This is a genomic window from Williamsia sp. DF01-3 (genome assembly GCF_023051145.1).
Taxonomy (GTDB): Bacteria; Actinomycetota; Actinomycetes; order Mycobacteriales; family Mycobacteriaceae; genus Williamsia.
This window is the reverse complement of sequence record NZ_JALKFS010000005.1, coordinates 4503671-4528589: the sequence shown is the minus strand read 5'-3', so window position 1 is coordinate 4528589 and position 24919 is coordinate 4503671. Positions and strand designations below refer to the sequence as shown.

23 protein-coding genes and 4 tRNA genes are annotated in these 24919 nt (G+C 64.7%); 19 read left to right on the top strand and 8 right to left on the bottom strand.

The window, feature by feature from the left end:
- The 4 genes from MVA47_RS23340 to MVA47_RS23325 all read left to right on the top strand — a co-directional run bounded on the left by MVA47_RS23340 (position 1) and on the right by MVA47_RS23325 (position 5294).
- A complete protein-coding gene (locus tag MVA47_RS23340) occupies positions 1-1338 on the top strand; it encodes a glycoside hydrolase family 55 protein (RefSeq protein WP_247211038.1) in 1338 nt (445 codons plus the stop codon).
- A 50-nt stretch (positions 1339-1388) separates the two neighbouring features.
- Positions 1389-1931, top strand: coding sequence for a YdcF family protein (locus MVA47_RS23335; RefSeq protein ID WP_247210051.1), 543 nt, complete (start codon positions 1389-1391; stop codon positions 1929-1931).
- Between the two features lie 7 nt (positions 1932-1938).
- Positions 1939-3738: a condensation domain-containing protein gene (locus MVA47_RS23330; RefSeq protein ID WP_247210050.1), complete on the top strand. Its 1800-nt coding sequence runs from the start codon at positions 1939-1941 to the stop codon at positions 3736-3738.
- 125 nt (positions 3739-3863) lie between these two features.
- Positions 3864-5294: a glycoside hydrolase family 55 protein gene (locus MVA47_RS23325; RefSeq protein ID WP_247210049.1), complete on the top strand. Its 1431-nt coding sequence runs from the start codon at positions 3864-3866 to the stop codon at positions 5292-5294.
- Between the two features lie 36 nt (positions 5295-5330).
- Here the strand turns inward: MVA47_RS23325 and MVA47_RS23320 are convergent, their stop codons facing one another.
- The 3 genes from MVA47_RS23320 to MVA47_RS23310 all read right to left on the bottom strand — a co-directional run bounded on the left by MVA47_RS23320 (position 5331) and on the right by MVA47_RS23310 (position 8116).
- On the bottom strand, positions 5331-6581 hold the full coding sequence (locus tag MVA47_RS23320) for a trans-acting enoyl reductase family protein (RefSeq protein WP_247210048.1): 1251 nt from the start codon (positions 6579-6581) through the stop codon (positions 5331-5333).
- A 96-nt stretch (positions 6582-6677) separates the two neighbouring features.
- Positions 6678-6833: a DUF6131 family protein gene (locus MVA47_RS23315; protein ID WP_023962269.1), complete on the bottom strand. Its 156-nt coding sequence runs from the start codon at positions 6831-6833 to the stop codon at positions 6678-6680.
- A gap of 188 nt (positions 6834-7021) precedes the next feature.
- Complete coding sequence (locus MVA47_RS23310) at positions 7022-8116, bottom strand: AbrB family transcriptional regulator (protein WP_247210047.1); 1095 nt, start codon at positions 8114-8116, stop codon at positions 7022-7024.
- A gap of 75 nt (positions 8117-8191) precedes the next feature.
- On the opposite strand from MVA47_RS23310, the gene MVA47_RS23305 reads away from it, so the two are divergent.
- On the top strand, positions 8192-8644 hold the full coding sequence (locus MVA47_RS23305) for a MarR family winged helix-turn-helix transcriptional regulator (RefSeq protein WP_247210046.1): 453 nt from the start codon (positions 8192-8194) through the stop codon (positions 8642-8644).
- A gap of 19 nt (positions 8645-8663) precedes the next feature.
- On the opposite strand, the gene MVA47_RS23300 is transcribed toward MVA47_RS23305, so the two are convergent.
- Positions 8664-11012 (bottom strand): glycoside hydrolase family 65 protein, encoded by a 2349-nt coding sequence (locus tag MVA47_RS23300; protein ID WP_247210045.1) that lies wholly within the window; start codon positions 11010-11012, stop codon positions 8664-8666.
- Positions 11009-11758: an HAD family phosphatase gene (locus tag MVA47_RS23295; protein WP_247210044.1), complete on the bottom strand. Its 750-nt coding sequence runs from the start codon at positions 11756-11758 to the stop codon at positions 11009-11011. The genes MVA47_RS23300 and MVA47_RS23295 overlap by 4 nt, the downstream gene beginning before the upstream one ends.
- Before the next feature lie 97 nt (positions 11759-11855).
- Between MVA47_RS23295 and menD the strand changes: the two genes are divergently transcribed.
- Positions 11856-13493 carry a 2-succinyl-5-enolpyruvyl-6-hydroxy-3-cyclohexene-1-carboxylic-acid synthase gene (gene menD, locus MVA47_RS23290; protein ID WP_247210043.1) on the top strand — a complete coding sequence of 546 codons (1638 nt, stop codon included), beginning with the start codon at positions 11856-11858 and terminating at the stop codon, positions 13491-13493.
- A 33-nt stretch (positions 13494-13526) separates the two neighbouring features.
- Here the strand turns inward: menD and MVA47_RS23285 are convergent, their stop codons facing one another.
- Entirely contained in the window at positions 13527-14393 is an 867-nt protein-coding gene (locus MVA47_RS23285; RefSeq protein WP_247210042.1) for a cyclopropane mycolic acid synthase family methyltransferase, read from the bottom strand.
- 186 nt (positions 14394-14579) lie between these two features.
- Here MVA47_RS23285 and MVA47_RS23280 point away from each other — a divergent pair, with 186 nt between their 5' ends.
- From MVA47_RS23280 to MVA47_RS23270, 3 genes are read left to right on the top strand one after another with little or no spacing between them, the layout of a single operon-like run.
- Positions 14580-15050 carry a DUF3592 domain-containing protein gene (locus MVA47_RS23280; RefSeq protein WP_247210041.1) on the top strand — a complete coding sequence of 157 codons (471 nt, stop codon included), beginning with the start codon at positions 14580-14582 and terminating at the stop codon, positions 15048-15050.
- 25 nt (positions 15051-15075) lie between these two features.
- A complete protein-coding gene (locus MVA47_RS23275; RefSeq protein ID WP_247210040.1) occupies positions 15076-16236 on the top strand; it encodes a glycosyltransferase family 1 protein in 1161 nt (386 codons plus the stop codon).
- Between the two features lie 41 nt (positions 16237-16277).
- Complete coding sequence (locus MVA47_RS23270; RefSeq protein ID WP_247210039.1) at positions 16278-16967, top strand: demethylmenaquinone methyltransferase; 690 nt, start codon at positions 16278-16280, stop codon at positions 16965-16967.
- Between the two features lie 75 nt (positions 16968-17042).
- On the opposite strand, the gene MVA47_RS23265 is transcribed toward MVA47_RS23270, so the two are convergent.
- Positions 17043-18317 (bottom strand): geranylgeranyl reductase family protein, encoded by a 1275-nt coding sequence (locus MVA47_RS23265; RefSeq protein WP_247210038.1) that lies wholly within the window; start codon positions 18315-18317, stop codon positions 17043-17045.
- Between the two features lie 32 nt (positions 18318-18349).
- Between MVA47_RS23265 and MVA47_RS23260 the strand changes: the two genes are divergently transcribed.
- Together MVA47_RS23260 and htpX are read left to right on the top strand one after the other, a co-directional pair.
- Positions 18350-19360: a polyprenyl synthetase family protein gene (locus MVA47_RS23260; RefSeq protein ID WP_030165278.1), complete on the top strand. Its 1011-nt coding sequence runs from the start codon at positions 18350-18352 to the stop codon at positions 19358-19360.
- 93 nt (positions 19361-19453) lie between these two features.
- Positions 19454-20311: a zinc metalloprotease HtpX gene (gene htpX, locus MVA47_RS23255; protein WP_023962289.1), complete on the top strand. Its 858-nt coding sequence runs from the start codon at positions 19454-19456 to the stop codon at positions 20309-20311.
- Positions 20312-20407: 96 nt separating this feature from the next.
- Here the strand turns inward: htpX and MVA47_RS23250 are convergent, their stop codons facing one another.
- Positions 20408-20899 (bottom strand): YajQ family cyclic di-GMP-binding protein, encoded by a 492-nt coding sequence (locus MVA47_RS23250; protein ID WP_099383809.1) that lies wholly within the window; start codon positions 20897-20899, stop codon positions 20408-20410.
- Positions 20900-21060: 161 nt separating this feature from the next.
- On the opposite strand from MVA47_RS23250, the gene MVA47_RS23245 reads away from it, so the two are divergent.
- The 8 genes from MVA47_RS23245 (at position 21061) to nusG (ending at position 24871) form a co-directional block, all read left to right on the top strand.
- Positions 21061-21141 (top strand) — tRNA-Tyr (locus MVA47_RS23245).
- Between the two features lie 157 nt (positions 21142-21298).
- Positions 21299-21371, top strand: a tRNA-Thr gene (locus MVA47_RS23240).
- Positions 21372-21442: 71 nt separating this feature from the next.
- Positions 21443-21516: transfer RNA gene (locus tag MVA47_RS23235), tRNA-Met, on the top strand.
- Between the two features lie 162 nt (positions 21517-21678).
- The gene (gene rpmG / locus MVA47_RS23230; RefSeq protein WP_030165273.1) at positions 21679-21846 is read left to right on the top strand and encodes a 50S ribosomal protein L33; all 168 of its coding nucleotides are present in this window, start codon (positions 21679-21681) and stop codon (positions 21844-21846) included.
- Positions 21847-22024: 178 nt separating this feature from the next.
- A complete protein-coding gene (locus MVA47_RS23225) occupies positions 22025-23110 on the top strand; it encodes a fused (3R)-hydroxyacyl-ACP dehydratase subunits HadA/HadB (protein WP_247210037.1) in 1086 nt (361 codons plus the stop codon).
- A gap of 208 nt (positions 23111-23318) precedes the next feature.
- Positions 23319-23391 (top strand) — tRNA-Trp (locus tag MVA47_RS23220).
- Between the two features lie 109 nt (positions 23392-23500).
- Entirely contained in the window at positions 23501-23995 is a 495-nt protein-coding gene (secE, locus tag MVA47_RS23215; protein ID WP_030165268.1) for a preprotein translocase subunit SecE, read from the top strand.
- A 42-nt stretch (positions 23996-24037) separates the two neighbouring features.
- Positions 24038-24871 carry a transcription termination/antitermination protein NusG gene (gene nusG, locus MVA47_RS23210; protein ID WP_247210036.1) on the top strand — a complete coding sequence of 278 codons (834 nt, stop codon included), beginning with the start codon at positions 24038-24040 and terminating at the stop codon, positions 24869-24871.
- Positions 24872-24919 lie beyond the last annotated feature (48 nt).

Sequence of the window (24919 nt, the reverse complement as noted above, 5' to 3'; positions counted from 1 at the left end):
ATGAACCGGCGCCGCCTGTTGGCGGGTTCGGTCGCGGTTGCGGCGGCGGTGCCACTGCTTGCCGCGTGCGGTGACGATGATCAGCCCGCGGCTCCACCTGATTCCCCGGATCTCTCGGAGTCGCCGAATGCCCGTAACGTCAGGGCATTCGGCGCTGTCGGGGACGGTCAGGCCGACGACACCGACGCCTTCTTCAAAGCGTGTGAAGCGGTCGACGACAGGGTCGTCGTCTACGTTCCGGCCGGTACGTACAAGGTGACGCGATTTCCCGAGTTGCCCAGCTTCGCATCCGTGGTCGGTGACGGCGGGGATGTGTCGGTGATCGTGTACGGCGGCACACAGACTTTGATCACCTTGGCAGGTAAGCAGCGCGTGTCGTTCAAACGACTGGGGATCTTCCTGACCGCGCAGTCGGCTACCGCAGTCACCGTGTCGGGGTCGTTTCGTTGCTCGTTCGACTCGGTGGTCCTGCGCGGGAACCACTCAGGCGACAACTACCCTCAATTCGACAAGCAGCGAGGTGTGGTCCTCGACGAGAACAGCGGCGGAACAGCATTCATCAACTGCGACATCAACAATTTCGGAGTGGGACTCACCACGAGGTGCATCCAGAACTACGTGACCTCGTCGAAGTTCACGAGTAATCGCACCGGTGTGCTCGGTACCGGCGACGACAACAATGCGGGCCTGTCTCTGACCAACGTCGAGTTCGTGAGCGACAATGCGCCCGGTACCACCGACACCCACCTTCGGGTCGACGGTGCTGCCAACGACTGGTGGCTGACCAACGTGTGGTTCGAAGGGTGCACCAACGCGATCGTCGTAGGCGATTCGACCGGTGGCCCATCGCAATTCGGACTCATCAACGCCAAACTGGCCGCACGCGAGGTGTGTCTGGACCTGCGGGCGTGCAGGCAGCCTTACCTCGCCAACGTCGCATTTGACCCCGATGCCGATTCGGATCCAGAAGAGATCCGGGTGAACGCCGCCAATTGCGCCGAGGGAACAGCCATCAACCTGATCTCCGGGAGCGCGTTTGATCTCCCGGCCACACTCTTCCCCCCGAACTGGAAAGTGATCGGGCGAGGCGTCGAGTCGGGAAGTACCTTCATCAGTCCCGTGGTGATGCGCAAGTCCGACGAGAATGCCGACATCCTTCAGTTCCAGGGTGACGAGTTCAAGGTCACCGCTGCAGTGAACGCGAGCGGCGCCTGGATCTCGGAGAATGCGGAAGCCGGGATCGTCCTGAAGTCGCCTGCCGGACGTTATGTTCGACTGACCATCGATGCAGCGGGACGCGTGGCGACCACCGATCTCGGCACAGCCCGGCCGCGTTGACCGGCAACGGCACTGCCCCTCATCGACCTCTTCACCGACTGCGGGCAAGCATGCGCCTGCGGGTGGCGACGCTGGTGGCACTCGCCGTCATCGTTGTGCTCGCGATGTCCACAGTGATCAACACCCTGTACGTGAATCCGGCGATCGCCGAGCCGCTTACGCGAGCGGACGCCGTCGTCGTTCTCGGCGGCACACCGTACAAGCGGTTCGAGTACGGGATCGAGCTCGCCGAGCGTGGGCTGGCGCCCGAGGTGGTGATATCGAATTCGGTGGGTGCCGACGATGCCCGGCTGCGCCGAATCTGCGCGACCCCGACGTCGGTTGAGCTGACGTGTTTCTTACCCGACCCATGGACCACTCGCGGGGAGGCTCAGGAAATCCGCACATTGGCTGAGCAGCGAGGCTGGAAGAGCATCATCGTCGTCACCACCAAAGCGCACATATCCCGTGCCCGTTATATCCTCGGCCGATGCTTCGGGGGCGACATCATGATGACCGACTACCCGGAACATCTGTCCCTCGTCGATCACGTGACGGGCTGGATCTATCAGACGGCCGGATGGATTCGCGCCCTCACACAACGCGGCTGCTGAGCGCGACATGACCTCCGAACAATCGACCCGCGGCCAGCCCGATCAGATGGTTGCTGGGTTGCCGCTGATGGTCTCGCAACTCGGAATGCGTGACGGGCAGCTGACTGAACCATCGAATCCGGCATATTCGATCGCCATGCTCGTCTGGTTCGCCGGCCAACCTCATCCGCAACTGGTACGACAGGCCGCCGAACACACATGCCGGGACGCCCAAGCCACCAATGTCGTACTCGGTGTGGACGAATCGGGGTCCTGGACCCAGAAGGTCGCCCCAGCCGTGGCCGGCTCGATCGACATGATGGATTTCTCCGCCGCGGACGATCCCGAGCAAGCGTTCCGCGCGTGGCTGTCGGAGACCGTGGCAGTTCCGTTCACGCTGGTCGGGTCGCCGCTGTTGCGGCAAACCGTTGCGGTGGTCGACGACCGGGTGGCTTACGTGGCGATCGCTCACCACATGGTGATCGACGGTTTCGGTGCAGCGCTCGTGCAGAGGCGTTTGGTGAGCGTCTTCGCCGCTTTGTCTGCCGGAGAACCGGTCCCACCCAATCCGTTTGCGTCATTGCCGGAGCTGGCTGATGCTGTGCGCGTCCCGAGCCCGGATGACCTGCCTTATTGGATCGACTACCTCAAAGATGGCCCATCGATTCTCTCGTTCAGTGGGGATGTGGCCGCCCCGGCTCCGGCGGCGATCACCCGCGGCACTGTGGTCTCCGGCGTCAGGCGTCACGGTCAGATGTGGACCAGACTGATGATCGGCGCCATCGCGGCGTACACCGCCCGGCACACGGGCATGGACGAAGCGATCGTCGGGGTACCGGTCTCCAATCGTGGAAACCATGTCGAGCGCCGCACACCGGCGATGTTGATGACGGTGCTGCCACTGCGGGTGCCGCTTGATCGCTCCGACTCCCTCCGAGTGGTCGCGCGAGAGGTCGGTCGGTCGATGGCGCAGTTGTCGAGGCGCACTTTGCATCGTCCGGAGACGCTGCGGAACGCAGTGCCGTCGGCCTGGCGTTCCGGGCGACTTCACGGACCGATCGCGAATATCGTTCCGTTTGAGGTCGAATCGGTGGGTGGCGACACCAGGTACACGGTAGAGATACCGAATCATGGTCCCGTGGAGGACGTTTCGTTGCTGGTTGCCCCGGAGAACGGAACCGATGTGCGGGTGGAACTGACCATGAACCCCCGTCTCTACACCCCTGCCGAAGCCGATGAGCACTTGGAAAGGCTGGCCGCGTGGCTCCAGGCCGTGTCCGACGATCCAGATCGCCCGGTCCGGGATGTGCCCTTCTTGACCGCCGATGAGGAGCGGGCGCATGAACGAGTTCGAGGCGACTCGTCCTGGTCGGATGGTCCGGACGCCGCGGTCGCGTGGGATCAGCCGACGACCCCCGCCGCTCTGGCTGCGCACGCTGGGATCGACGGCGACGTCGTCGGTGCGCTTGTGCTCGACCGGGTCGGCGCACCGGTACCGTTCGGCCGCCCGGGCCAGGTTTGGCTGATGCCCGGTGACGGTACAGGTCCGATCGAGACCGGCTTGCTCGCCTCGGTCGATTCCACATCGATGTTGTTCCGCGGGCGCCTGGCAGATGTTCGTGTCGTGCACGGAAAGTCCGTCGACGTGGGCAGGCTCGCGGCTGAGGTGGGGGCTCACGAGGGCGTCCTGACAGCGACTGTCGATCCCACACAGAGCAAGGCGCGCTTGCTGGTCGAGGTGGATCGCGGAATCGATGCCGAAAAGACGCGACGCCATTTGGCTCGTCTGTTGCCCGCCGGGGTCCGGCTCAAGGTACAGACGAGATGATCGGGATCTCCCACCGCGCAATGGCTTCTGGTCTGATTCTGAAACTCCAGACGGTGAGCCTCGCGTACTAGCGGAATCTTTCGTGTTCTGATTGCGGCAGCGTCCAACCAAGGGATCGAGGCACCGTGAATCGGATTGATGTCGGGTCTGGCCGAGTCGGCAGGCGAGGTTTGATAGCGGGCAGTCTCGCGTTGGGTGCCGGAACCGCCGCCGCCATAGGCGGATTGGTCAATTCGCCACCCGAGAACGACGAAGTGGTTCTCGCGGCCGTGGCCGACGCTTCGCTGCCGTTGAATTGGGTGAACGTGAAAGCGGCCCCTTACAACGCCGGTGGTGCGGGCAGTACAAATGACACCGCAGCGATAGCAGCCGCGTACGCCTCAGCCCGAGACAACAAGCGGCCCCTGTACTTTCCGCCCGGCACCTACAAGGTGACGTCGCTCCCGGCTTTTGCGAACAACACGAACGTGATCGGCGCGGGTGCCGACCTGGTGACCATCCTTTACGAGGGCACCGGAACGCTGCTGAAACTCAACGCGCAACGGGTGTCGATCAAGAATCTCGGCTTCTGGGTGACGGGCGCGTCGGGGACCATCGTCGACCTGTCGGGTTGTTTCAGGTGTTCTTTTGACTCGGTGGTCTTTCGCGGCCAGCACACAGCCGGCAGTGGTGCGACGTTCCGCAACCAGAAGGGCATTGTGCTGCGCGACAACACCGGCGGCACCTCGTTCGTCAACTGTGACATCAACAACCTGGGCACTGGGCTCGTCACATCGTGTATCCAGAACTACATCTCGAACTCGAAGTTCGCGACCAACTACATTGGTGTGCGAGGCACAGGGAACAATTTCAATGCCGGCCTGTCCTTGTCGAACACAGAGTTCGTCTCCACGAAGGCGGCCACAGATCGGCACATCTTCATCGATGGTCAAGCAAACGACTGGTGGCTGACGAACGTGTGGTTCGAGGGAGCCACGGCGGGCATTGTCGCGGGGGTTGCCGGAGTAGGCGGGCCGTCCCAGTTCGGGCTGGTGAATTGCAAGATTGCCGCTTCGTCGACAGTGGTCGACATCCAGCACTGTCGTCAGCCTTATCTTGCGAACGTGATCTTCGACGTGGACCCGGGATCCAGCCCAACCATGTTGCGAATCAATGGAACCTACGCCCCCGAGGGAACCGCGATCAATCTGATCCACGGCACGGCAAGCGACTTCCCGACGTCGGTGTTTCCGGCAGGGTGGACTTTCCTCGGTCGTGGGAAGATGCTCGCGGCAGGCGGCCCGGTCGTGAAGTCACCCGATGGACGAGGCTGGCAGATCGCGGTTGCGCGTTCGGCACAGGGCAACCCGAACATCGAGCAGGTCATCGACGGTCTCACCCGGTCGGCAGACAAATGTGTCTACGCGGCCAAGGACAGTGGTCGCGACCGGGTGATGTCCTGCGAAGTACCCCAGATCGCATGGGTGCCCGGCGTTCCCGGCGAACTGGAGCACGACATCACGGATGAGCGCAGCACCAGCATCCTCGACCTCGTCCGCCGAGCGAGCCCCCGCTAGGACTGAGAAGTCCACCCGGCGTCACCCGCTGCGATCTCAGGTGAGTTCTTCGGTCTCCAAGACGAAACCGGCCGACTCGAGGCGCTCGATGAGAACATCGCCGATCGCCGCCGCGGGGGTGAGCACGCCGGTCCGATTCGGCAGTACGTCGCGGTGCAATGCAAGCGAGAGTGCACTCTCGGCGAGCATGACCGCGGTTGCCTTGTAGCCGGGGTCGCCTTTGGCTCGCATCCGCGATCGGTAGCGCCTGCCGGTGCTGGTGGTGGTGTATGTCTCGGTGGTGAAATGGCCCGTCTCGCGGACCTTTTCACTCGGCCCCTCGCCGGGTTTGGGAAGCAGGCGGTCGAGTACGTTGCGCACCGGTCCCACGGACATGGCACCGAGAAAGGCCACCGTCCCGGCGCTCACGGCACCGGCAACAGCGGTCGAGACGCCGGGGACGCCGCCCACGTACATTGCTTCGCCGTAGTGGAAGTCGTCGCCGTAGGCGCCATCGAGCAGAGCGTTGGATCGACGGACGATGCGGGTGTTGTAGCTGGCCATGAAAAAGGGTGCGAGGGTTCCCTTCAGCGATGGATCAACCTTCGAGCCGCTGATCATCGCCATGTCGCTGGGTTCTGCGCTGCGCTTGATGCCTGCTCGCTCGCCGGGGGCCGTCGACAGAGCGTGAGGGTCGAGCAGCGTTCGCCGGGTCTCGGGGTCCGCGGCTTCTTTGGCGATCACCCGCATGGAGTCCACTGTGCCGCCGCTGACGCCGCCGCGGAAGCTGCGGACGACCATCGTGGTGTCGCCCATCGAGCCCGCCTTGTCCGCGGTGATGCGTTTGTGTAGAAGGTAGACGCCGAGATCCGATGGCACGGAGTCGAACCCGCAGGAATGCACGATACGTGCGCCGCTCGCCTCGGCCTGCTCGCCGTACTTGTCGATCGACAGGCGCACGAACGGCACCTCACCGGTGAGGTCGACGTAATCGGTGCCCGCGTTGGCGGCAGCGGCCAGCACGCTCTCCCCGAACTTGAGGTACGGGCCGACCGTGGTGCAGATGACGCGGGTTCGTGCGGCCATCGCATCGAGGGAGGCGGGGGAGTTGATGTCGGCGACCACGAGGGGCCAGGTATCTGCCGGTGCCGGCAGGTCGAAGCGCACCTGGGCCAACTTGTGTTCACTGCGGCCGGCAAGGGCGATCTTGGTGCCCTCTGGTGCGAGCTCGGCCAGGTAGGCGGCGGTCAGCTTGCCGACAAATCCCGTGGCCCCGAAAACGATGACGTCGAACTCCCGATCACTCATGACCCCGACCTTACTGACGCGAGACGCGGCCGGCGAAAAATCTCGCCAACCGCGTCTCGTTGCTTGTGGTGTCTGGCGGCTGAGCCGCTGCAGACGTCAGTAGTAGTGCGCTCGTCCACCGACCTTGCGACCGGTCGCGCCGAGGATCCACAACACGGCTCCGACCACGATCAAGATGGCTCCGACGATGTAAAGAATGTTGATGCTGAACACAAGACCGAGAATCAGCAGTAGCAGTCCCAGAATGATCATTTCGGCTCCATTTACGCCCCCGTACCAGTCCGGCATGCCCCATCGATTTCTTCGACGATCGTCCGGACTCACGTTTCCCGATGTTGTGGCCGATAGCGCGCCAGGGATACGCGTTAGATCGAATACCCCTGTTGCAAACGGCTAAACAAATTGCGCGTGACCTGGGCTACAGGCACCGGCGAATGTGGTCACACAGACACGTCGTCGGAGGCGGCGGCAGGATGACGGCGCCGAAGCCACCATTGATACGCGCGCGCCGCGAACGGAGCGACGAACAACATGATGAGTACCCGGAGCATCTGAGCGGCGACGATGAAGGCCAGGTTTCCGCCGGTGGCCGATGCCGTCGCGAGCACCGCGTAGATGCCGCCGGGAGTGGTCGCGAGGTAGCTGTCGAACATGGACTCGCCCGTCCACAGACTCAGCAACGCGCCGAGCCCAGCAGACGCCGCTGCGATCGCGACGATGAGCACGGTGGCGAACGGTAGGATTCTGCCGATGGCCACCAGGGCTGACTTGGTGAAACCGAGCCCGGCCTGCCAACCGATCACCGCATAGGCGACATGCACCAGGACAACGGGAATCGCGGCGGCGGTGGTGATCCCGAGCAATTCTCCGGCGACCGACAAGATGAGGGGGCCGAGCAGCCCCGCCGCCGGCAGTCGGATGACTCGGCCGACCCCATAACCGACGACCATGCAGACCGCGAGGACGAGTAGCCCCCACCATGGGTTGCCGTGATTGCCCGAGAACTCGCCTCCGCCACCCGATACCGACTTCCCGTAGACGAAGATCGCCACAAGGGGCATCGACATCGTGATGATCGCGACGCGAAGATATTGGACAACGGCAACGGTGCGCTCGTCCCCACCCAATTCTCTGGCCAGGGCCACCAGGCCGGAAGCCCCGCCTGCCACCAGGGCAAGCGACCCGGTGAGCGAATCGACATTGCGATGCAGTCCGAGCAGTGCCCCGCCGACCACCGACAACACGAGTGTCGCGAGGGCCATGGACAGCACGGCGGGCCAATCCGAGCCGATGCCCGAGAGGGTGTCGGTGGAGATCAACGTGCCGATGTACACACCGAGCACGCCCTGGGCCGCCAGCCCGATCGGCCGAGGCATTGGAGGTTCGTCCCCACGGGCGCTCGGTGCCCACCCGACGATGGCCAGGATTGCTGCCACCACGAGGCCGGCGAACAACGCCGCCGAGGGGACCCCGGCCGTAGACAGGCCGACACTCGCCACGGCGGTGAACATCATCAATCCGATCCACCGCATCACGATTGCAAGCCTACGCTTGTAATTCTCGGCGCTCCGACCGGGCAGTTCAGCGTGAAAACCAAGTATGATCTTGGTATGTCTAGAACTGACGAGGCGGCAGGGGTGTTGGATACCGCGGATGCGACCCGTCTTCGGGAGGCGATGATGGCGGTCACCCGACAGGCGCGCAGACACCGGCCCGCCCACGGACTCACGATGACGCAGGTGGCCCTGCTCGGCGACCTCGACCGCAACGGGGTCAGCACGGTCGCCGAACTGGCGGAACGAGCGCAGGTGAAGGTGCAGTCACTGACGTTGAGCATGAACCGTCTCCAAGACCTCGGGCTGATCACCCGGCGGGCCGACACCGTGGATCGCCGCAGGCAGTTGGTCGAACTGACCGAGGCCGCCGGGCCCCTGCTCCAAGCCGACCGCCGGCAACGTGACGAATGGCTGGCCGAGGCCGTGAACCACTTGTCCGACACCGAACGTGGGCTGCTGATGCTGTGTGTGCCGGTCCTCGAGAAGGTCGCGATGTCGGCAGAGTGACGGCCGTGCGACCCTCGCGTCAGACCGGCGACGACCGCCGATACGGTTCGCGTCCCACGGGTTGAACGGGGGGATCGCCGGCCCGATTCGGCGGAATGGCCAGCGTCACCGGCTCGTCGTTCAAGACGAAGATCTCACCGTGATGTACCAGCTCGAGTTTGTCGCCGTGCACCAGCCGATAGGTGACCTCGTCCGAATCGATCTCCACTTCGATGCACCCGGTACCCATCGCCAACCGGAACACCATCCGGTTCAGGCGTGAGGGCAATCGCGGCGCGAACGAGATTGTCCCGTGGTGGTCGCGCATGCCGCCGAACCCGGCGACGCAGCAGAGCCAGGTGCCCGCGAGTGAGGCGATGTGAAGCCCGCTCGACGAGTTCTGGTGCAGGTCATGCAGATCGGTGAGAGCTGCCTCGACCAGGTAGTCGAAGGCCAGGTCGAGATAGCCCACCTCGGCCGCGATCACCGATTGTGCGCAGGCTGACAGTGATGAGTCGCGCACGGTGAGCGACTCGTAGTAGTCGAAGTTCCGCTTCTTCTGTTCGGGGGTGAACGCATCCCCGCGCAGGTACATGGCGAGCACCAGATCCGCCTGTTTCACAACCTGTTTGCGATACAGATCCTGGTAGGGGTAGTTCAGCAGCAGCGGATACTTGTCTGCCGGGGTGTTGTCGAAGTCCCAGAGCGCCTGCCTGGTGAAGGACTCACTCTGCTGATGGACCTCGAGTGACGAATCGTATGGAACGGTCATCCGCGCAGCGCAGTCCTTCCAGTGCGCGGTCTCCTCGTCGTTCACCCCGAGTCGTCGCGCATCCGAGGGATGACGCGTGCAGGCCTCTGCGGCATCGCGAAAGTTCTTCTGCGCCATCAGGTTCGTATACACATTGTTGTTGGCGACTGCCGAGTACTCGTCGGGCCCGGTCACTCCGTCGATCCGGAAGTGGCCGTGCAGGTCATGATGTCCGAGCGACACCCACGAACGAGCGGTCTCCACCAGTAGTTCGAGTCCGTGGTCGACCTCGAACTGCACGTCACCCGTCGCGGCGACGTATTGCGCCACGGCGTAGGCGATGTCGGCGTTGACATGCACTGCGGCACTGCCTGCGGGCCAATAGCTCGAGCACTCCTCGCCATTGATCGAGCGCCACGGGAACATCGCGCCGACCTGTCCGAGTTCGTGAGCGCGGCTCTTGGCCTTGTCCAGCGTGGAATGCCGCCAACGCAGCGCGTCGGCCGCTGCTGCGGGCATCGTGTAGGTCAGGACCGGCAGCACGTACGTCTCGGTGTCCCAGAACGCATGACCGTCGTAGCCCGGCCCGGTGAGTCCCTTACCCGGGATCGCCCGGGTCTCACCGCGGGCCCCGGCCTGCAGAACGTGGAAGAGGGCAAACCGGATCGCCTGCTGGAGCTCGGCGTCGCCGTCGATCGTGACGTCGGCGGCGGCCCAGAAATCGTCGAGATACTGGCGCTGACGGGCGAGCAGTTCGTCCCAGCCATTGTCGAGGGCGGTGGCCAGGGCCGCATCGACCTGGGCCCGCAACGCCGACGGCGACCGTTGACTGGACCAGCCGTAGGCCAGGTACTTGGTCAGTGTGATCTTGTGACCGACCTCGACCTTCGCGGTGACGGTCAGACGAGCCAGGTCGCCGCTGAGGACCTCGCAGCTCACCGAGTTCGGTGCATCGAGTTCATGGTCCATGGCGGCTGCCATACGCAGCCCGGACTCCCTGGTGTGGTGCCCGAGTACCGCGCGGTGCCCGTGTGCTTCGGCGAAGTCGGCCACCAGCGGACGATCCAGTGCCGCAGCCACCCGGGGATCCTTACCCTGTTGTGGCGTCGACTCATTGGCGAGCAGATCCGACTGCAGCACCAACTCCATGTCGTGGTCGAGGGGCTCGACCTCGTAGCGAATGGCTGCGACCGCGCGCTCGGTGAACGAGACGAGTCGTTCGGTACGTACCCGAACCCGTCGGCCGGTGGGCGAGGTCCATTCGGTGACTCGTTGCAGTGTCCCGGTGCGGAAGTCGAGGGTCCACTCGTGCTCCTGGGTACTGCCGTACCGCAGATCCATCGGCTCGTCCTCGACGAGCAGGCGGATGATCTTCCCGTTGGTCACGTTGACCACGGTCTGACCGTCCTCGGGATAACCGTAACCGGCCTCGGCATAGGGTAATTCGCGCCGTTCGTAGTACCCGTTGAGGTAGCTGCCTGGATTGAACACAGGCTCGGCCTCTTCGAGGCAGGCTCGTAAACCGATGTGGCCGTTGGAGAGCGCGAAGATCGACTCGATGTGCGCGAGTTCGTCGGCCTTCGTTCCGCGCCAGATCAGCTGCCACGGCGCGACCTGCAGGCCACCGCCCTGGCTCATCGGGGATCCAGCAATTCGGTGAGGGCCTCCACAACCACGTCGGCACCCGCCTGCTTCAGTTCGTGCCCGTGCGTGTCGCCCTCGGTGCGGTCGACGCCCACCACATGACCGAACTTGCCGGCATGGCCGGCCTGCACGCCGGAGACGGCGTCCTCGAAGACGGCCGCCTGAGCGGGGGCCACGCCGAGCGCCTTCGCCCCGGCGAGAAACGAGTCCGGCGCCGGCTTACCCGCCAGCCCCTGTTCGGCGATAACCAATCCGTCCACCCGGGCCTGAACGTAGGAGTCGAGTCCCGTCGCACGCAGGATCTCCGCGCCGTTCTTCGACGACGTCACGACGGCGATGGCCAACTGTGCCTCCTGAGCTGCGTTCAGATAGGCGACGGCATCGGGATACGCCTGTGCGCCTTTGGTTTTGAGTATGTCGAGGAACAGTGCGTTCTTGGTGTTGCCGATCCCGGCGACGGTGGCATCGTGCGTGCCGTCGTCTGGGCTACCAGGTGGCAACGTGATGTTCCGTGACCGTAAGAAGGTGGTGATGCCGTCGTCCCGCGAGCGGCCGTCCACGTACTGCAGGTAGTCGTTCTGGTCGAACGGCCGCTTCTGAGTGGCGTCATCGGCGGGATAGGTCTGGAGGAAGGTGTCGAATGCCTGCTTCCACGCCTGGCTGTGGATGACTGCGGTACTGGTGAGCACCCCGTCGAGATCGAACAGCAGCGCGGTGACCGAGCTCGGTAATCCAATCACCGCTCCGACGCTACCCGTGCTCTCCCGACAGCACCGGCCGTGTGGCGCATCCGATCGGGCCGGGACCGCCCGCCCCGACCGCGGTTAGCCTGAAGTAATGAATCCCTCGACTCTGCAGGCCCGAGTGATCGTCGACGAGATGATCCGCGGCGGCGTACGCGAGGCGGTGCTGTGCCCAGGTTCGCGTAATGCGCCGTTCGCCTTCGCCCTGCACGCCGCCGACGCAGCGGGCCGACTGCGGCTCCACGTGCGGGTGGACGAGCGCACGGCCGGATATCTCGCGCTGGGTCTGGCTGTCGCCTCCGGGCAGCCGGTGCCCATCGTGATGACCAGCGGAACCGCTGTGGCCAACATGAGCCCGGCGGTGTTCGAGGCCAACTATGCGCGGGTGCCACTGGTGGTGGTCAGCGCCAACAGGCCGTACGAACTACTCGGCTCGGGTGCCAATCAGACCATCGAACAGTTCGGGATCTTCGGCACGCAGGTGCGTGCCGCCATCAGCCTGGGCCTCGCCGAACAGAACCTCGACACCAACAGTCAGTGGCGCTCGGCGGTCGGGCGCGTACTGGCCGCAGCGCGCGGAGCCCGCACGGGCAACGCGGGTCCCGTCCAATTCGACATCCCGTTGCGCGAACCACTTGTGCCCGAACCCGGCGTCGGACCGCACGACGACCTCGGCACCTACAGCGGACGACCCGGCAACGCGCCGTGGACCGCAACAGCCGTCGGGAAGCTGGACGTACCGGTGGAGATCGACCTCACCGAGCCGACCGTGGTGGTCTCCGGGCACGGCGCCGGACACCGTCCCGAACTCGCAGTGTTGCCCACGGTCGCCGAACCGACCGCACCTGCCCCCGAGAACCCGCTGCATCCGCTGGCTCTCACCGCGGTACGACCCACCCAGGCCATCATCTGCGGCCGGCCCACCCTGCACCGCCAGGTGTCGACGCTCCTCGCCGACCCGTCGATCAGGGTGTATGCGCTGACAACCGGGCCGCGGTGGCCCGACGTCTCCGGCAATGTCCTGGCGACGGGTTCGCGGGCCATCACCACCGGTGAGCCCGACGAGGACTGGCTCAAGGACTGCGCCGCCGCACATCAACGAGCGGTAGGAGCGGTGGACGCCGTCCTCGACGCCACCGACCTGCCCACCGGGTTACACGTGGCCCGGGTTGTCAGTGCCGCGATGTCGCCGGGTGAGCAGCTCGTGGTCGGGGCATCGAACCCGATCCGTGACGTCGCGCTGGCCGGCCGGGTGGGGCCAGACGTCCGGGTGCTGTCCAACCGGGGTGTGGCAGGTATCGACGGCAACGTCTCCACCGCGATCGGGGCCGCGCTGGCCCGTGACGTGCGCACCGTGGCGTTGATGGGTGATCTGACGTTTGTGCACGACGCGACAGGACTGTTGATCGGCCCGGCCGAGCCGCGACCGGGCCGGCTGACCATCGTGGTGGCCAACGACGACGGTGGCGGGATCTTCGGCTTGCTCGAGCAGGGCGACCCCCGCTTCGACGGGCCCGACTACCTCGGCGCACACGAGCGGGTGTTCGGAACTCCGCACCGCACCGACCTTGCGTCGGTGTGCGCGGGCTTCGGTACAAGGCATTCGCTGGTGACACCGGCCGAGCTACCCGCGGCACTGAGCGCTGCCGGCGAGGGCATCGACGTGGTGGAGGTACGCACCGACCGCGCGTCGCTGCGGTCGGTGCACGCCGCCATCAAGGCGCGCCTCTAGACCGATCGGGGCTCTCGGTTCGCCGGAGGTGGGTCAGGGCTTGAGCAGGGTGAACTGCATGACGTCGACGTAGCCCTGCCGGAACAGCTCCGCGCACCCGGTGAGGTACTTCATGTACGTGTCGAACGTTTCCTGCGAGGCGATCTCGACCGCTTCGTCATGTCGGCGCTCCAATGCGGCCGACCAGAGGTCGAGTGTTCGTGCGTAGTGCAGCTGGAGCGGGTGCACCCGGTCGACCGTGTACCCGACACGCTCGGCGCCCTCGACAACCCACTTCGGTTCCGGCAGTTGCCCGCCCGGGAAGATCTCCCGGGTGATGAACCGCGTGAACTCGAGGAGCTTGCGGTCGATCGGCAGACCCTTGTCTCGGATGTCGTGCCGATTGTGACCGACGATGGTGTGCAACAACATTCGACCGCCCGAGGGCAGGAGTGAGAACGACTTCTCGAAGAACGCGTCGTACCGTTCCTTGCGAAAGTGCTCGAACGCGCCGATGCTGACGATGCGGTCCACCGGTTCGTCGAACTCTTCCCATCCCTGCAAGCGCACCGAAGCCCGTTCCGGGGGCCAACCGCGGTCGTCGATGAGCCCTTCGACGTACTCGAATTGATTCTGCGACAACGTGAGTCCCACCGCGTCGACTCCGTACCCCTCCGCTGCCCGCATCACCGTGGCGCCCCATCCGCAACCGATGTCGAGCAGGCGCATGCCCGGCTGGAGATCGCATTTGCCCAGTGCCAGATCGACTTTCGCTCGCTGAGCTTGCTCCAGCGTGTAGTCGTCCTGCTCGAAGTAGGCGCAGCTGTAGGTCCGCGTCGGATCGAGGAACAACGCGAAGAAGTCGTCCGACAGATCGTAATGAGCCTGGACGTCGTCGAAATAGGGTTTGAGGTCGGCCATGAAAGGTCCAATCAACGAGACTGAGCGACCGCAAGCAACGCCCGAGGGTTTCAGCGCAGCGGCCACTGGTCCCGGGATATTACGGGTAACTCGGTCTCAATGTTGGATGAACAACATTGTTGTCCCGATGAGTCGGCCGTCACACGGTTCGGTGAGGAGGCGGCCGGTGTCGCTATTGTGGCCTGCATGTCCGCTACCGTGCTGCGCCGAGTACAGATCGGACTGCTCACGGTCGGCGTCCTGGTGACCATCATGATGGCCGTGATGGTCGCCGGGTCATACCGAGACGATGCGCTGATCAACGACGACAAGGCGACCGCCGTGGCCGAGGTGGTCAGCGCCAGCCCCACCAAGGCCACCGTCAGCTTCTCGACGCCGGACGGCATCTTCCGCAGTCCCAGGCTCGGGGTGTTCTACCCCGGGCGACTGACCGAGGGGCAGCGGATCAGCATCGAATACTCCTCGACCAACCCCGAGCTCGTTCGGGTGGCCGGACGCGACGCGAGTCTGTCCATCCTGCCCGCGCTGTCGGTACTGGTGTATTCGTGGCTCGCCATCGCGGCGATCATGGTGCTGCTCGCCGAAACACACCGCCGCCGCGCCAATGGACGTTCACCTACGGTTCGGCCTCCGGTCACGGCGTCGCAGACCTCCTGACAGGTCCGGTGCCCACACTGGCACCGTGCGAGTCGCAATCGTCGCGGAGAGCTTTCTCCCGAACATGAACGGCGTGGTGAACTCCGTGCTCCGGGTGGCCGAGCATTTTGAGCGAACCGGGCACGAAGCCATGATCATCGCGCCGGCCCTTCCTCGGTCGGCGTGCAAGGGCAGTGAGCAGTCGCGTGGGCCGGACGAGGTGTCCGGCGCTCCTGTCCACTACATCCCTTCGGTGATGGTCCCGAAGGTCAGTTCACTGCCCGTGGGTGTGCCCGCGCCGTCGATGTTCCGCGCACTCGCCGACTTCGAGCCGGACGTGGTGCACCTGGCCTCGCCGTTTGTGGTCGGGGCCGCGGGGGCCGCCGCAGCACGGCGTCTCGACGTGCCGTCGGTGGCCGTGTTCCAGACCGATGTCGCGGGCTTTGCGGCGAGCTACGGGATGAAACTGGGCACACGCGCTGCCTGGGCTTGGACCCGCAAACTCCACACCGCCTGCGACCGCACTCTTGCGCCGTCCACCGTGTCGGTGAAAGCCCTTCGAGATCACGGGATCCCACGGGTGTTCCAGTGGGGCAGAGGTGTTGATGCCGAGCGGTTCCATCCCGGTCGACGTGACGAATCATTGCGGTCGCGGTGGAGCCCGCAGGGCAAGTTGATCGTCGGTTTCGTCGGCAGATTGGCACCCGAAAAGCACGTCGAGCGCCTCGCGGTGCTGTCGGGGCGTTCGGACGTGCAGCTGGTGATCGTGGGCGGCGGACCCGAGCGCGATCGGCTCGGCAAGCTGATGCCCGACGCGGTGTTCACCGGGGAACTGGGCGGTCTCGACCTCGCTCGCGCCTATGCCAGCCTCGACGTCTTCGTGCACGCGGGCGAACACGAGACGTTCTGTCAGGCGGTGCAGGAAGCCCTGGCCAGTGGGGTTCCCGCGATCGGCCCCGACGCCGGCGGTCCGCGTGACCTGATCACCCACTGTCGGACCGGGTACCTGCTCGGCGTCGAAGACTTCTCGCCCCGGCTCGTCGACGCGATCGCGACCCTGCAGGACAAGAGGACCCGTGACGAGTTCGGCGCCGCAGCCCGGCGCAGCGTGCGCGGACGCACCTGGTCGGCCATTGCTGACCAGCTGATCTGGCATTACGACGACGTCCTCGGCCGCGACGACCTGTTGCGCCGGCGGTCGGCATAGAGGTTCACGGGGACTCTTCTCCAGCCGGTACGGTGGCCGTTATGTCTCGTGCATCGCTGGCCAAGGATCCCGCCGACGTCGCGGCCATGTTCGACGGAGTGGCCGGCCGCTACGACTTGACGAACACGGTCCTCTCGTTCGGTCAGGACAGGGGATGGCGGGTCGCCACCCGCAAGGCGCTTGCCCTCGGACCCGGCGATGTGGTGCTCGATCTCGCCGCCGGCACCGCGGTGTCCACCGAAGAACTCGCCCGCTCCGGCGCGGATTGTGTGGCTGCCGATTTCTCCATGGGCATGCTCAAGGCCGGCGCCCGGCGGTCGGTACCGAAGGTCGGGGCGGACGCGCTGCATCTGCCGTTCGGGGACGAGTCCTTCGATGCCGCGACCATCTCCTTTGGTCTGCGCAACGTGAACGACGTCGACCGGGCGTTCGCAGAACTGTTCCGGGTTCTCAAACCCGGTGGGCGAGTGGTGATCTGCGAGTTCTCCACACCGGTGTTCGCGCCGATGCGCGTGGTCTACATGGAATACCTGATGAAGGCGCTGCCCTCGGTCGCCAGGAAGGTGTCCAGCAATCCGGATGCCTATGTGTACCTTGCGGAGTCGATCCGCGAATGGCCCGACCAGGCCGCTCTCGCGCAGCGGATGAAGTCTGCAGGTTTCGAGCACGTCCGTTGGCGCAACCTCACCTTCGGCATCACCGCGCTCCACCGAGGCATCAAGCCCCGCTAGCCCGGAATTGGTGGGTTCGGGTGAGTCCCACCTGGGCAAACACTCACCCGAACCCACCAAGATCGGGCCCGAGGGTCAGGTGAAAGGCGGGCGGGAGTCGAGTGCGCTGCTGGTCATCCCGGCGACGCGCCAGGCCCGGGCGATCAGGTCTCTGTCGTCCTCGGTGATGAGATTGCCCATCACCCGGACCACCATCGACATCAGCGCCGCCGAGCGGATGCCCGGGCGGCCCAGGACGGGCACCACCCGCGGTACGGTCAGGACGGCAGCGAGTCGTCGGGCCGCGGAGAATGCCAACGCGTACCGTGACCGGAGCAGGTCGGGCCAGAGATCCGAAAGATCCTGCTGGTCAAGTACTTCGACGGCCAGTCGCGCGGTCTCCAGCGCGTAGTCGATGCCCTCGCCGTTGAGTGGGTTGACGCAGGCGGCAGCGTCGCCGATCAGCACCCAGTTGGCTCCTGCGACGTTGCTGACCGCTCCGCCCATCGGCAACAGCGCCGACGCGATGCGCATCGGCTCGCCGCTGAGCCGCCAGTCCTCACGCTGAGAGTTGGTGTAGTGCTCGATGATCGGGCGCAGCGCCATGCTCGCCGGACGTTTGTCCGTCGCAAGAGCACCCACCCCGATGTTGACCAGCCCGGTCTCCGAACCCAGTGGGAAGACCCAGCCGTACCCGGGCAGCAGCTCGGAATCGGTGCCGCGCAATTCCAGGTGCGACCCCATCCAGGGGTCGTTGCAGCGTTCGGACTGCACGTAGGCCCGCGCGGCCACGCCGTAAGCGGTGGTGCGGTGCCACGACCGTCCCAGCGCATTGCCCAACGCCGAGCGCACCCCATCGGCGACGATGAGCTTGTCGACCTTGATCTCCGCGCGACCGTCATCTGTATTGACTTGTACGGCAGTCACTTTGCCGTCGACGACGGTGGCACCGACCGCTTTGGTGCCCGACACCATCGTCGCTCCCGCTTCCACGGCATGAACGCGGATCCGGTCGTCGAGTTCCGTGCGGGCGACAGCGCTGCCGTAATCGGGGAAATGGTCCGACTTCGACGGCCAGCGAACGAGTTGACGTCCGCCCCAGCCCTGCATGTCCAGTCCGAGAATTCGTGGTCCCGAGAACGCGTCGCCGAGGCCGAGGGCGTCGAGTTCGGCGATGGCGCGGGGCGTCAGTCCGTCGCCGCACGTCTTGTCCCGCGGGAACACCGCCGAGTCGAGCAGAGTCACCTCGTATCCCGCCCGGGCTGCCGCATACGCCGCGGCCGAGCCGCCGGGACCTGCGCCGACCACAAGCACCTGGGTGCGTGACGGACATGGGATGGGTGCACTCACCCGGCAAGTATCGCGCACCATTAGGCTCGTCCTATGACAGGAGCTGGTCAGACGTGAAGACGACGTTCGCGGGTCTGGATATGGGTTCGGAAGACTTCGCCGCAGATGTGGGCAGGTCGCTGGAGAGCGTCGAGAAGCTGCTGCTCGAGGAGTTGTCCTCTGGTGAGGACTTCCTGACCGAGGCGGCCACGCATCTGGCCAAGGCCGGCGGCAAACGGTTCCGGCCGATCTTCTCGATCCTGTCGGCCCATTTCGGCCCCAACCCACACGCCCACGAGGTCATCATCTCGGCGACCGTCGTGGAGATGATCCACCTGGCGACGCTGTACCACGACGACGTGATGGACGAAGCCGAGCTGCGGCGGGGTGCCGTCAGCGCCAACAGCCGGTGGGGCAACAGTGTTGCCATCCTGTCCGGGGACTTCTTGTTCGCGCGGGCTTCGCGCCTGGTCTCCACCCTCGGGCCGCACGCCGTCCGCATCATCGCCGACACCTTCGCCGAGCTGGTCACCGGACAGATGCGTGAAACCGTGGGATCGCAGGGCAAGCTCGACCCCGTCGACCACTATTTGAAAGTGGTCTGGGAGAAGACCGGTTCGCTGATCGCGGCCAGTGGCCGGTTCGGGGCGATGTCCTCCGGTGCGGACGAAGAGCAGATCGAACGCCTGTCCCGGCTCGGAGACTCGATCGGGACCGCTTTCCAGGTCAGCGACGACATCATCGACATCAGCTCGGTGGCCGGCGACTCGGGTAAGAACCCGGGAACCGATCTGCGCGAAGGCGTGCACACCCTGCCGGTGCTCTACGCCATCGCAGACCCCGACGAAACCCGGTTGCGCGAGTTGGTCCTCGCCGCCGACGGCACGCCCCGGCCGCTCACCGACGACGCCGAGGTCGCCGAAGCACTCGAACTTCTCAACAAATCGGCGGGCCTGGCCAAGGCCCGAGCCACTCTCCAGGGGTATGCCGACGCGGCCGATGCCGAACTGGCCCAACTCCCCGAGGGGCCCGCACACGATGCGATGAGCTCGCTGGTGCGCTACACCATCGATCGGATCGGCTGACCTGCTCCGCGTCCGGCTCTGACCGGCCTGGGTCGGGAACCGCGAGGTCGGGCCCGATCGTTGTGCTGCCGTGTGTACAGACGGGAGTGATGGATGAGTGGTCATGCCAACGGCCTGAAGACCGTCCTGCTGCTCGGGTTCATGTCGGCGATCATCGTCGGGATCGGGGCAGCGTTTCGCAGTCCCGCCATCCTGTTCGTCGCCGTGGTGGCCGCGGTCGGATTCAACGCCTACATCTACTTCAACAGCGCGAAAATGGCGCTCAAGGCCATGCACGCACAGCCCGTCACAGAGGTGCAGGCGCCGGCGTTGTACCGGATCGTCCGCGAGCTGGCGACGGTGGCGCGTCAGCCCATGCCCGCGTTGTACGTGAGTCCCACCGAGGCGCCGAACGCCTTTGCCACCGGACGTAATCCGAAGAACGCCGCAGTCTGCTGCACCGCAGGAATCCTGCAGATCCTCGACGAGCGCGAACTCCGGGCCGTCCTCGGCCACGAACTGTCACACGTCTACAACCGCGACATCCTCATCTCGTCGGTGGCCGGTGCGATGGCTGCGGTGATCAGCGGCATCGCTAATTTCGCGTTCTTCTTCGGCAGCAACCGTGAGGGCGGCGCCAACCCGATCATGTTGTTGCTCATCACATTTCTGGGCCCGATCGCTGCGACGGTGATCAAACTCGCGGTGTCGCGCTCACGCGAATACCAGGCCGACGCCTCGGGTGCAGAGCTCACCGGCGACCCACTGGCCCTGGCGTCGGCGCTGCGCAAGATCTCCGGTGGGGTGCAGGTCGCCCCGCTTCCGCCGAATCCCGACCTCGCCGCTCAGTCCCACCTGATGATCGCCAATCCGTTCCGGGCCGGCGAGCGGGTGGGCAAGCTGTTCTCCACGCACCCTCCGATGCAGGACCGCATCAGGCGTTTGGAGGAGATGGCCGGCCCGCACCGCTGACGACGTCGAGAAGCCACCACAATCGTCCCGCTGGTGGGAACGCAAGGGGTATGTACCCTCGACGCCCTCCGAGCGGGACGATGTCGGTGCGTTGGACTAGCGGTAATTCACGAACTGCAGGGCGATCTCGAAATCCTTGTTCTTCAGGAGCGAGATCACCGCCTGCAAGTCGTCGCGCTTCTTGCTCGAGACGCGCAGCTCTTCACCCTGGATCTGCGCCTTGACGCCTTTGGGTCCCTCGTCGCGGATCGCCTTGGTGATCTTCTTGGCCTTCTCCGAGTCGATGCCCTGCACGAGGGTTCCGGTGATCTTGTAGGTCTTGCCCGAAGCGACGACCTCGCCGGCGTCAAAAGCCTTCAAAGAGATGTCGCGCCGGATGAGCTTCTCCTTGAAGACCTCCAGGCCCGCCTGGGCGCGCTCCTCGGCGTCGGAGGTGATCACGATGTTCTCTTCACCCGACCACTCGATCTTGGTGTTGGTGCCCCGGAAGTCGTACCGCTGCGACAACTCTTTCGCCGCCTGATTGAGGGCGTTGTCGACTTCCTGCCGATCGAGCTTGCTGACCACGTCGAACGATGAATCTGCCATAACCGACAAGCCTAGTCGCCACCCTCGGCAACGATGGGCCCGATGGTCTCCGGGGCCGAAACAGGCGGCCGTACGCAGGGCATTTGTGCTCAGGGGCCATGCCCGTTGTATTCTTTGCGGCGTTGCTTTCCGCCGGTCCAAAAGACTACGGAAAGTAGCCCGGCAGGTTGCCCGAGCGGCCAAAGGGAGCGGACTGTAAATCCGTCGCGCAAGCTACATAGGTTCGAATCCTATACCTGCCACAGCACCAGAAGACGGCCTCGAGCTGGGTCCTCCGGCCCGAGGTCGTTTGGTGCGGCGAGACAACTACACAGGCGATTTGGCGTGCACCAGCGCCGCTGTGTAATCTCGTTAAGGCTCTTCGTGCGTTGCCAGGTAGGCAGCACATGGAAAGCGAACGCCCCCTTAGCTCAGTCGGTAGAGCGTTTCCATGGTAAGGAAAAGGTCGACGGTTCGATTCCGTCAGGGGGCTCGCTGGACTCAGATCCTGGGCAGCGGCGCAGCTGATGCCAGACGCGCTGTCGGACCTGGAATCGGGGCCATGGCGGTGTAGCTCAGTTGGTTAGAGCGAACGACTCATAATCGTTAGGTCGCCGGTTCGAGTCCGGCCATCGCTACGAAGTGTCGTCTCCGACGACGCGCTACGAAGTGTCGTCTCCGACGACGCGCTACGAAGTGTCGTCTCCGACGACGCCGCTACGAAGTGTCGTCTTGCGACGATGCGCCACAAGTACCGCCTCACGGTGGTACACCACACGATCCACCTGAAAGGCAATCCCGTGGCCTCCTCAACAGACGTGCGCCCCAAGATCACCTTGGCCTGCGAGGTTTGCAAACACCGCAACTACATCACCAAGAAGAACCGCCGCAACGATCCCGATCGCCTCGAGATCAAGAAGTTCTGCCCGAACTGCGGCAAGCACCAGAATCACAAGGAATCGCGCTAACTCCCACGCCGGGCGGCCGTTCGAGGCCGCCTGCGCAGCGGGGGCCACTGCGGCACCCCAAACGAAGTCGGCCCTCCTCGCCGACGGTTTGTCCGGGAGTAGCCACGGCACCCGCGGCGCGGCCCACATCGACAAGCCGCCGGAGTCGACGAAAAGTCGAAAGTCAGAGGTCGGTTTAGTGACGAACGTGAGCGAAGCCCAAGCTGCCGAGCGCATCCAGGCGATCCGGGACGGCGTCAAGCTGACCCCCGAAGAAATCGCCGAACACACGCAGGCGCTGGTGGGGTACAAGTACACCGTCGACGACTACTACGAGGTCGGCCGCGAGAAGGTGCGCGAGCATGCCCGCGCCGTACAGGACACCAACCCCGTCCACTGGAACGAGGCCAAGGCCCGTGAGATGGGCCACGACACTCTCGTCGCCGCGCCCACGTTCGTATCCGTCCTCGGGATCATCGCCCAGCGGCGCCTCTTCGAAGACGTCATCACCGGCTACGACCTCTGGCAGATCATGCAGAGCGATCAGCGGCTGGTGTTCCACCGGCCCATCAAGGTCGGCGACCACCTGATCTGCGACGTGTCCCTCGACTCGTTCCGGCAGATGTCGGGCACCGACCTGATGGTGACCAAGAACGTCGTCTGGAATCAGCACAACGAGCCCGTGATGACCACGTGGACGAGCCTTGCCGCGAGGGCCGCCATCGAGGTCGACCCCGCGCTGGTCGACAAGATCGAACACGTGATGATGAGCGAGCCCCCCGGCATCGACCCGGGCAAGACCGTCAACGGCCCGTTCGCCCGCTACACCGACCCGGACCCGGCTGTTGATCCAAAGCCTTATGCCGCAATCGATTTCGACACGCTGACGGTCGGGCAAGAACTCCCCGCGCGGACATTCAAGCTCACCCGCGGAAACCTGATCAACTACGCCGGTGTGGCAGGCGATCCCAACCCGATCCACTACAGCGACGAGGTCGCCAAGGTGGCCGGTCTGCAGGACGTGGTGGCCCACGGCATGCAGACCATGGGTCTCGGAGCCAGTTTCATCGGTGAGTTCATCGGCGACCCGGGGGCCATCTACGAATACAACGTGCGGTTCACCAGCCCGGTGTACGTGCCGGCCGACGACTTCGCGGCCGTCGACTTCACCGGCAAGGTGAAGTCGCTTGATCCCGACACCCGCCGCGGCCAGATCTCGATCGTTGCCAAGCAGGGTGACCGCAAGATTTTCGGACGAGCACTCGTCAGTGTGCAGTTCAATTGATCGTCGGTACGGATGACCTGCGGTTTCCGCGGGTCAACACCGAGTTGGAGTTCAACCCGCCCGGTGACGTACACTTCAATAGTCTGAGTTCTACTCACACTCGCGCGCTGCCCTGAGGGTGGCGCGTTGGTTTTGTGTAGTGCAGACACCGGGTCGACGTGGCCTCGAGACCATCGCAAGGTGGTCACCGAGTAACTCGCCGTCCCAAAGGGGCGTAGCTCAACTGGCAGAGCAGCGGTCTCCAAAACCGCAGGTTGCAGGTTCAAGTCCTGTCGCCCCTGCCCTTGACGGTGTGCACGTCGGCACCTCAGGGCACCCGATGTCAGCTGTTCGGTGCCCAGGCACATCGCCTGCCGCCGAACATCCGACTTCAGCCACGAGAGGATCAAGTTGAGCAAGCGCGACCGTGCCGAACGCGCCAAGAGCGCGGCCGAGTCGAACGACGAGGTCGAGGTCGACACCTCAGTCGACGGCGAAGCCGGTTCGGTGGACGAGTCCGATGCTGAGAACGTCTCCGACGGGGACACTCAGACGGCGGCTCGCCCGACGGGTAAGCGTTCGCCGCGTGGCAAACGGACGAATCTGACGAAGAGCGACGACGACGATTCAGCGGGATCGGCCGTCGCCACCAAGGAAAAGACCAAAGACAAAAAGAAAGACGGCAAACGCAAGCGAGTCCGGCCCGAGGACAGCCACAATCCCTTCATCCGGTTGTGGATCTTCCTCAAGCAGGTTGTCAGCGAGCTGAAGAAGGTCATCTGGCCTACTCGCAAGCAGCTGATTCAGTACACGATCGTCGTGCTGATCTTCGTGATCATCATGGTCGCGTTCATCTCCGGGCTGGATCTGGGCTTCGCAAAGGCCGTTTTGTGGCTGTTCGGGTAATCACCCGCACGGCCGCTTCGAGGAAAGGGAGCGTGGGCTGCAGTGAGCACCCCCGAGAACGACGCTGAGATCAGCGAGACCGAAACCGACGTCACCGATCAGACGGTCGGTGATTCGGAGGCTGTTGACAGTGGCATCTCCGACCCCGAAGCGCCGGCTGATTCCGACAGCAGCGACCAAGATGTTGCGGACGAGACCGACCAAGACGCCTCCGGCGAGGACGCGGCCCCCGAGGTCGTCGAACCCGAGGAAGAAGAGGACCCGGTCGAGGCCCTCAAAAAGTCCCTCAAGCGTGCGGCAGGCGACTGGTACGTGATCCACTCCTACGCCGGTTACGAGAACAAGGTGAAAGCCAACCTCGAGACCCGCGTGCAGAACCTGGACGTGGGCGACTACATCTTCCAGGTCGAGGTGCCCACCGAAGAAGTCACCGAGATCAAGAACGGCCAGCCCAAGAAGGTCAACCGCAAGGTGCTGCCGGGTTACATCCTCGTGCGCATGGACCTCAACGACGAATCGTGGGGCGCGGTGCGCAACACCCCGGGCGTCACGGGCTTCGTGGGATTGACGTCGCGTCCTTCGCCGTTGTCCATGGATGACGTGCTCAAGTTCCTGCTGCCCCGTGCCGAGCCGAAGAAGTCGTCGGCGAAGTCCGGCAGCGACGCCGGTTCCGACCTGGCTGCCGCCTCTGCACCGGTTGTCGAGGTCGACTTCGCGGTCGGCGAGTCGGTCACCGTCATGGACGGCCCGTTCGCGACGTTGCCCGCATCGATCAGCGAGGTCAACGCCGAGCAGCGCAAGGTGAAGGTGCTCGTCTCGATCTTCGGTCGCGAGACCCCGGTCGAACTCGCCTTCAACCAGGTCGAGAAGATCTAAGACTTTCGCGTCTCCAGCGGGCGCGAAACCGGGCTGACGGAGTGTTGT

Coding starts and splice junctions, on each gene's coding strand:
- MVA47_RS23340 (WP_247211038.1), top strand. CDS start 1: ATGAACCGGCGCCGCCTGTTGGCGGGTTCGGTCGCGGTTGCGGCGGCG.
- MVA47_RS23335 (WP_247210051.1), top strand. CDS start 1,389: ATGCGCCTGCGGGTGGCGACGCTGGTGGCACTCGCCGTCATCGTTGTG.
- MVA47_RS23330 (WP_247210050.1), top strand. CDS start 1,939: ATGACCTCCGAACAATCGACCCGCGGCCAGCCCGATCAGATGGTTGCT.
- MVA47_RS23320 (WP_247210048.1), bottom strand. CDS start 6,581: ATGAGTGATCGGGAGTTCGACGTCATCGTTTTCGGGGCCACGGGATTT.
- MVA47_RS23315 (WP_023962269.1), bottom strand. CDS start 6,833: ATGATCATTCTGGGACTGCTACTGCTGATTCTCGGTCTTGTGTTCAGC.
- MVA47_RS23305 (WP_247210046.1), top strand. CDS start 8,192: ATGTCTAGAACTGACGAGGCGGCAGGGGTGTTGGATACCGCGGATGCG.
- MVA47_RS23300 (WP_247210045.1), bottom strand. CDS start 11,012: ATGAGCCAGGGCGGTGGCCTGCAGGTCGCGCCGTGGCAGCTGATCTGG.
- menD (WP_247210043.1), top strand. CDS start 11,856: ATGAATCCCTCGACTCTGCAGGCCCGAGTGATCGTCGACGAGATGATC.
- MVA47_RS23285 (WP_247210042.1), bottom strand. CDS start 14,393: ATGGCCGACCTCAAACCCTATTTCGACGACGTCCAGGCTCATTACGAT.
- MVA47_RS23280 (WP_247210041.1), top strand. CDS start 14,580: ATGTCCGCTACCGTGCTGCGCCGAGTACAGATCGGACTGCTCACGGTC.
- MVA47_RS23270 (WP_247210039.1), top strand. CDS start 16,278: ATGTCTCGTGCATCGCTGGCCAAGGATCCCGCCGACGTCGCGGCCATG.
- MVA47_RS23265 (WP_247210038.1), bottom strand. CDS start 18,317: ATGGTGCGCGATACTTGCCGGGTGAGTGCACCCATCCCATGTCCGTCA.
- htpX (WP_023962289.1), top strand. CDS start 19,454: ATGAGTGGTCATGCCAACGGCCTGAAGACCGTCCTGCTGCTCGGGTTC.
- MVA47_RS23250 (WP_099383809.1), bottom strand. CDS start 20,899: ATGGCAGATTCATCGTTCGACGTGGTCAGCAAGCTCGATCGGCAGGAA.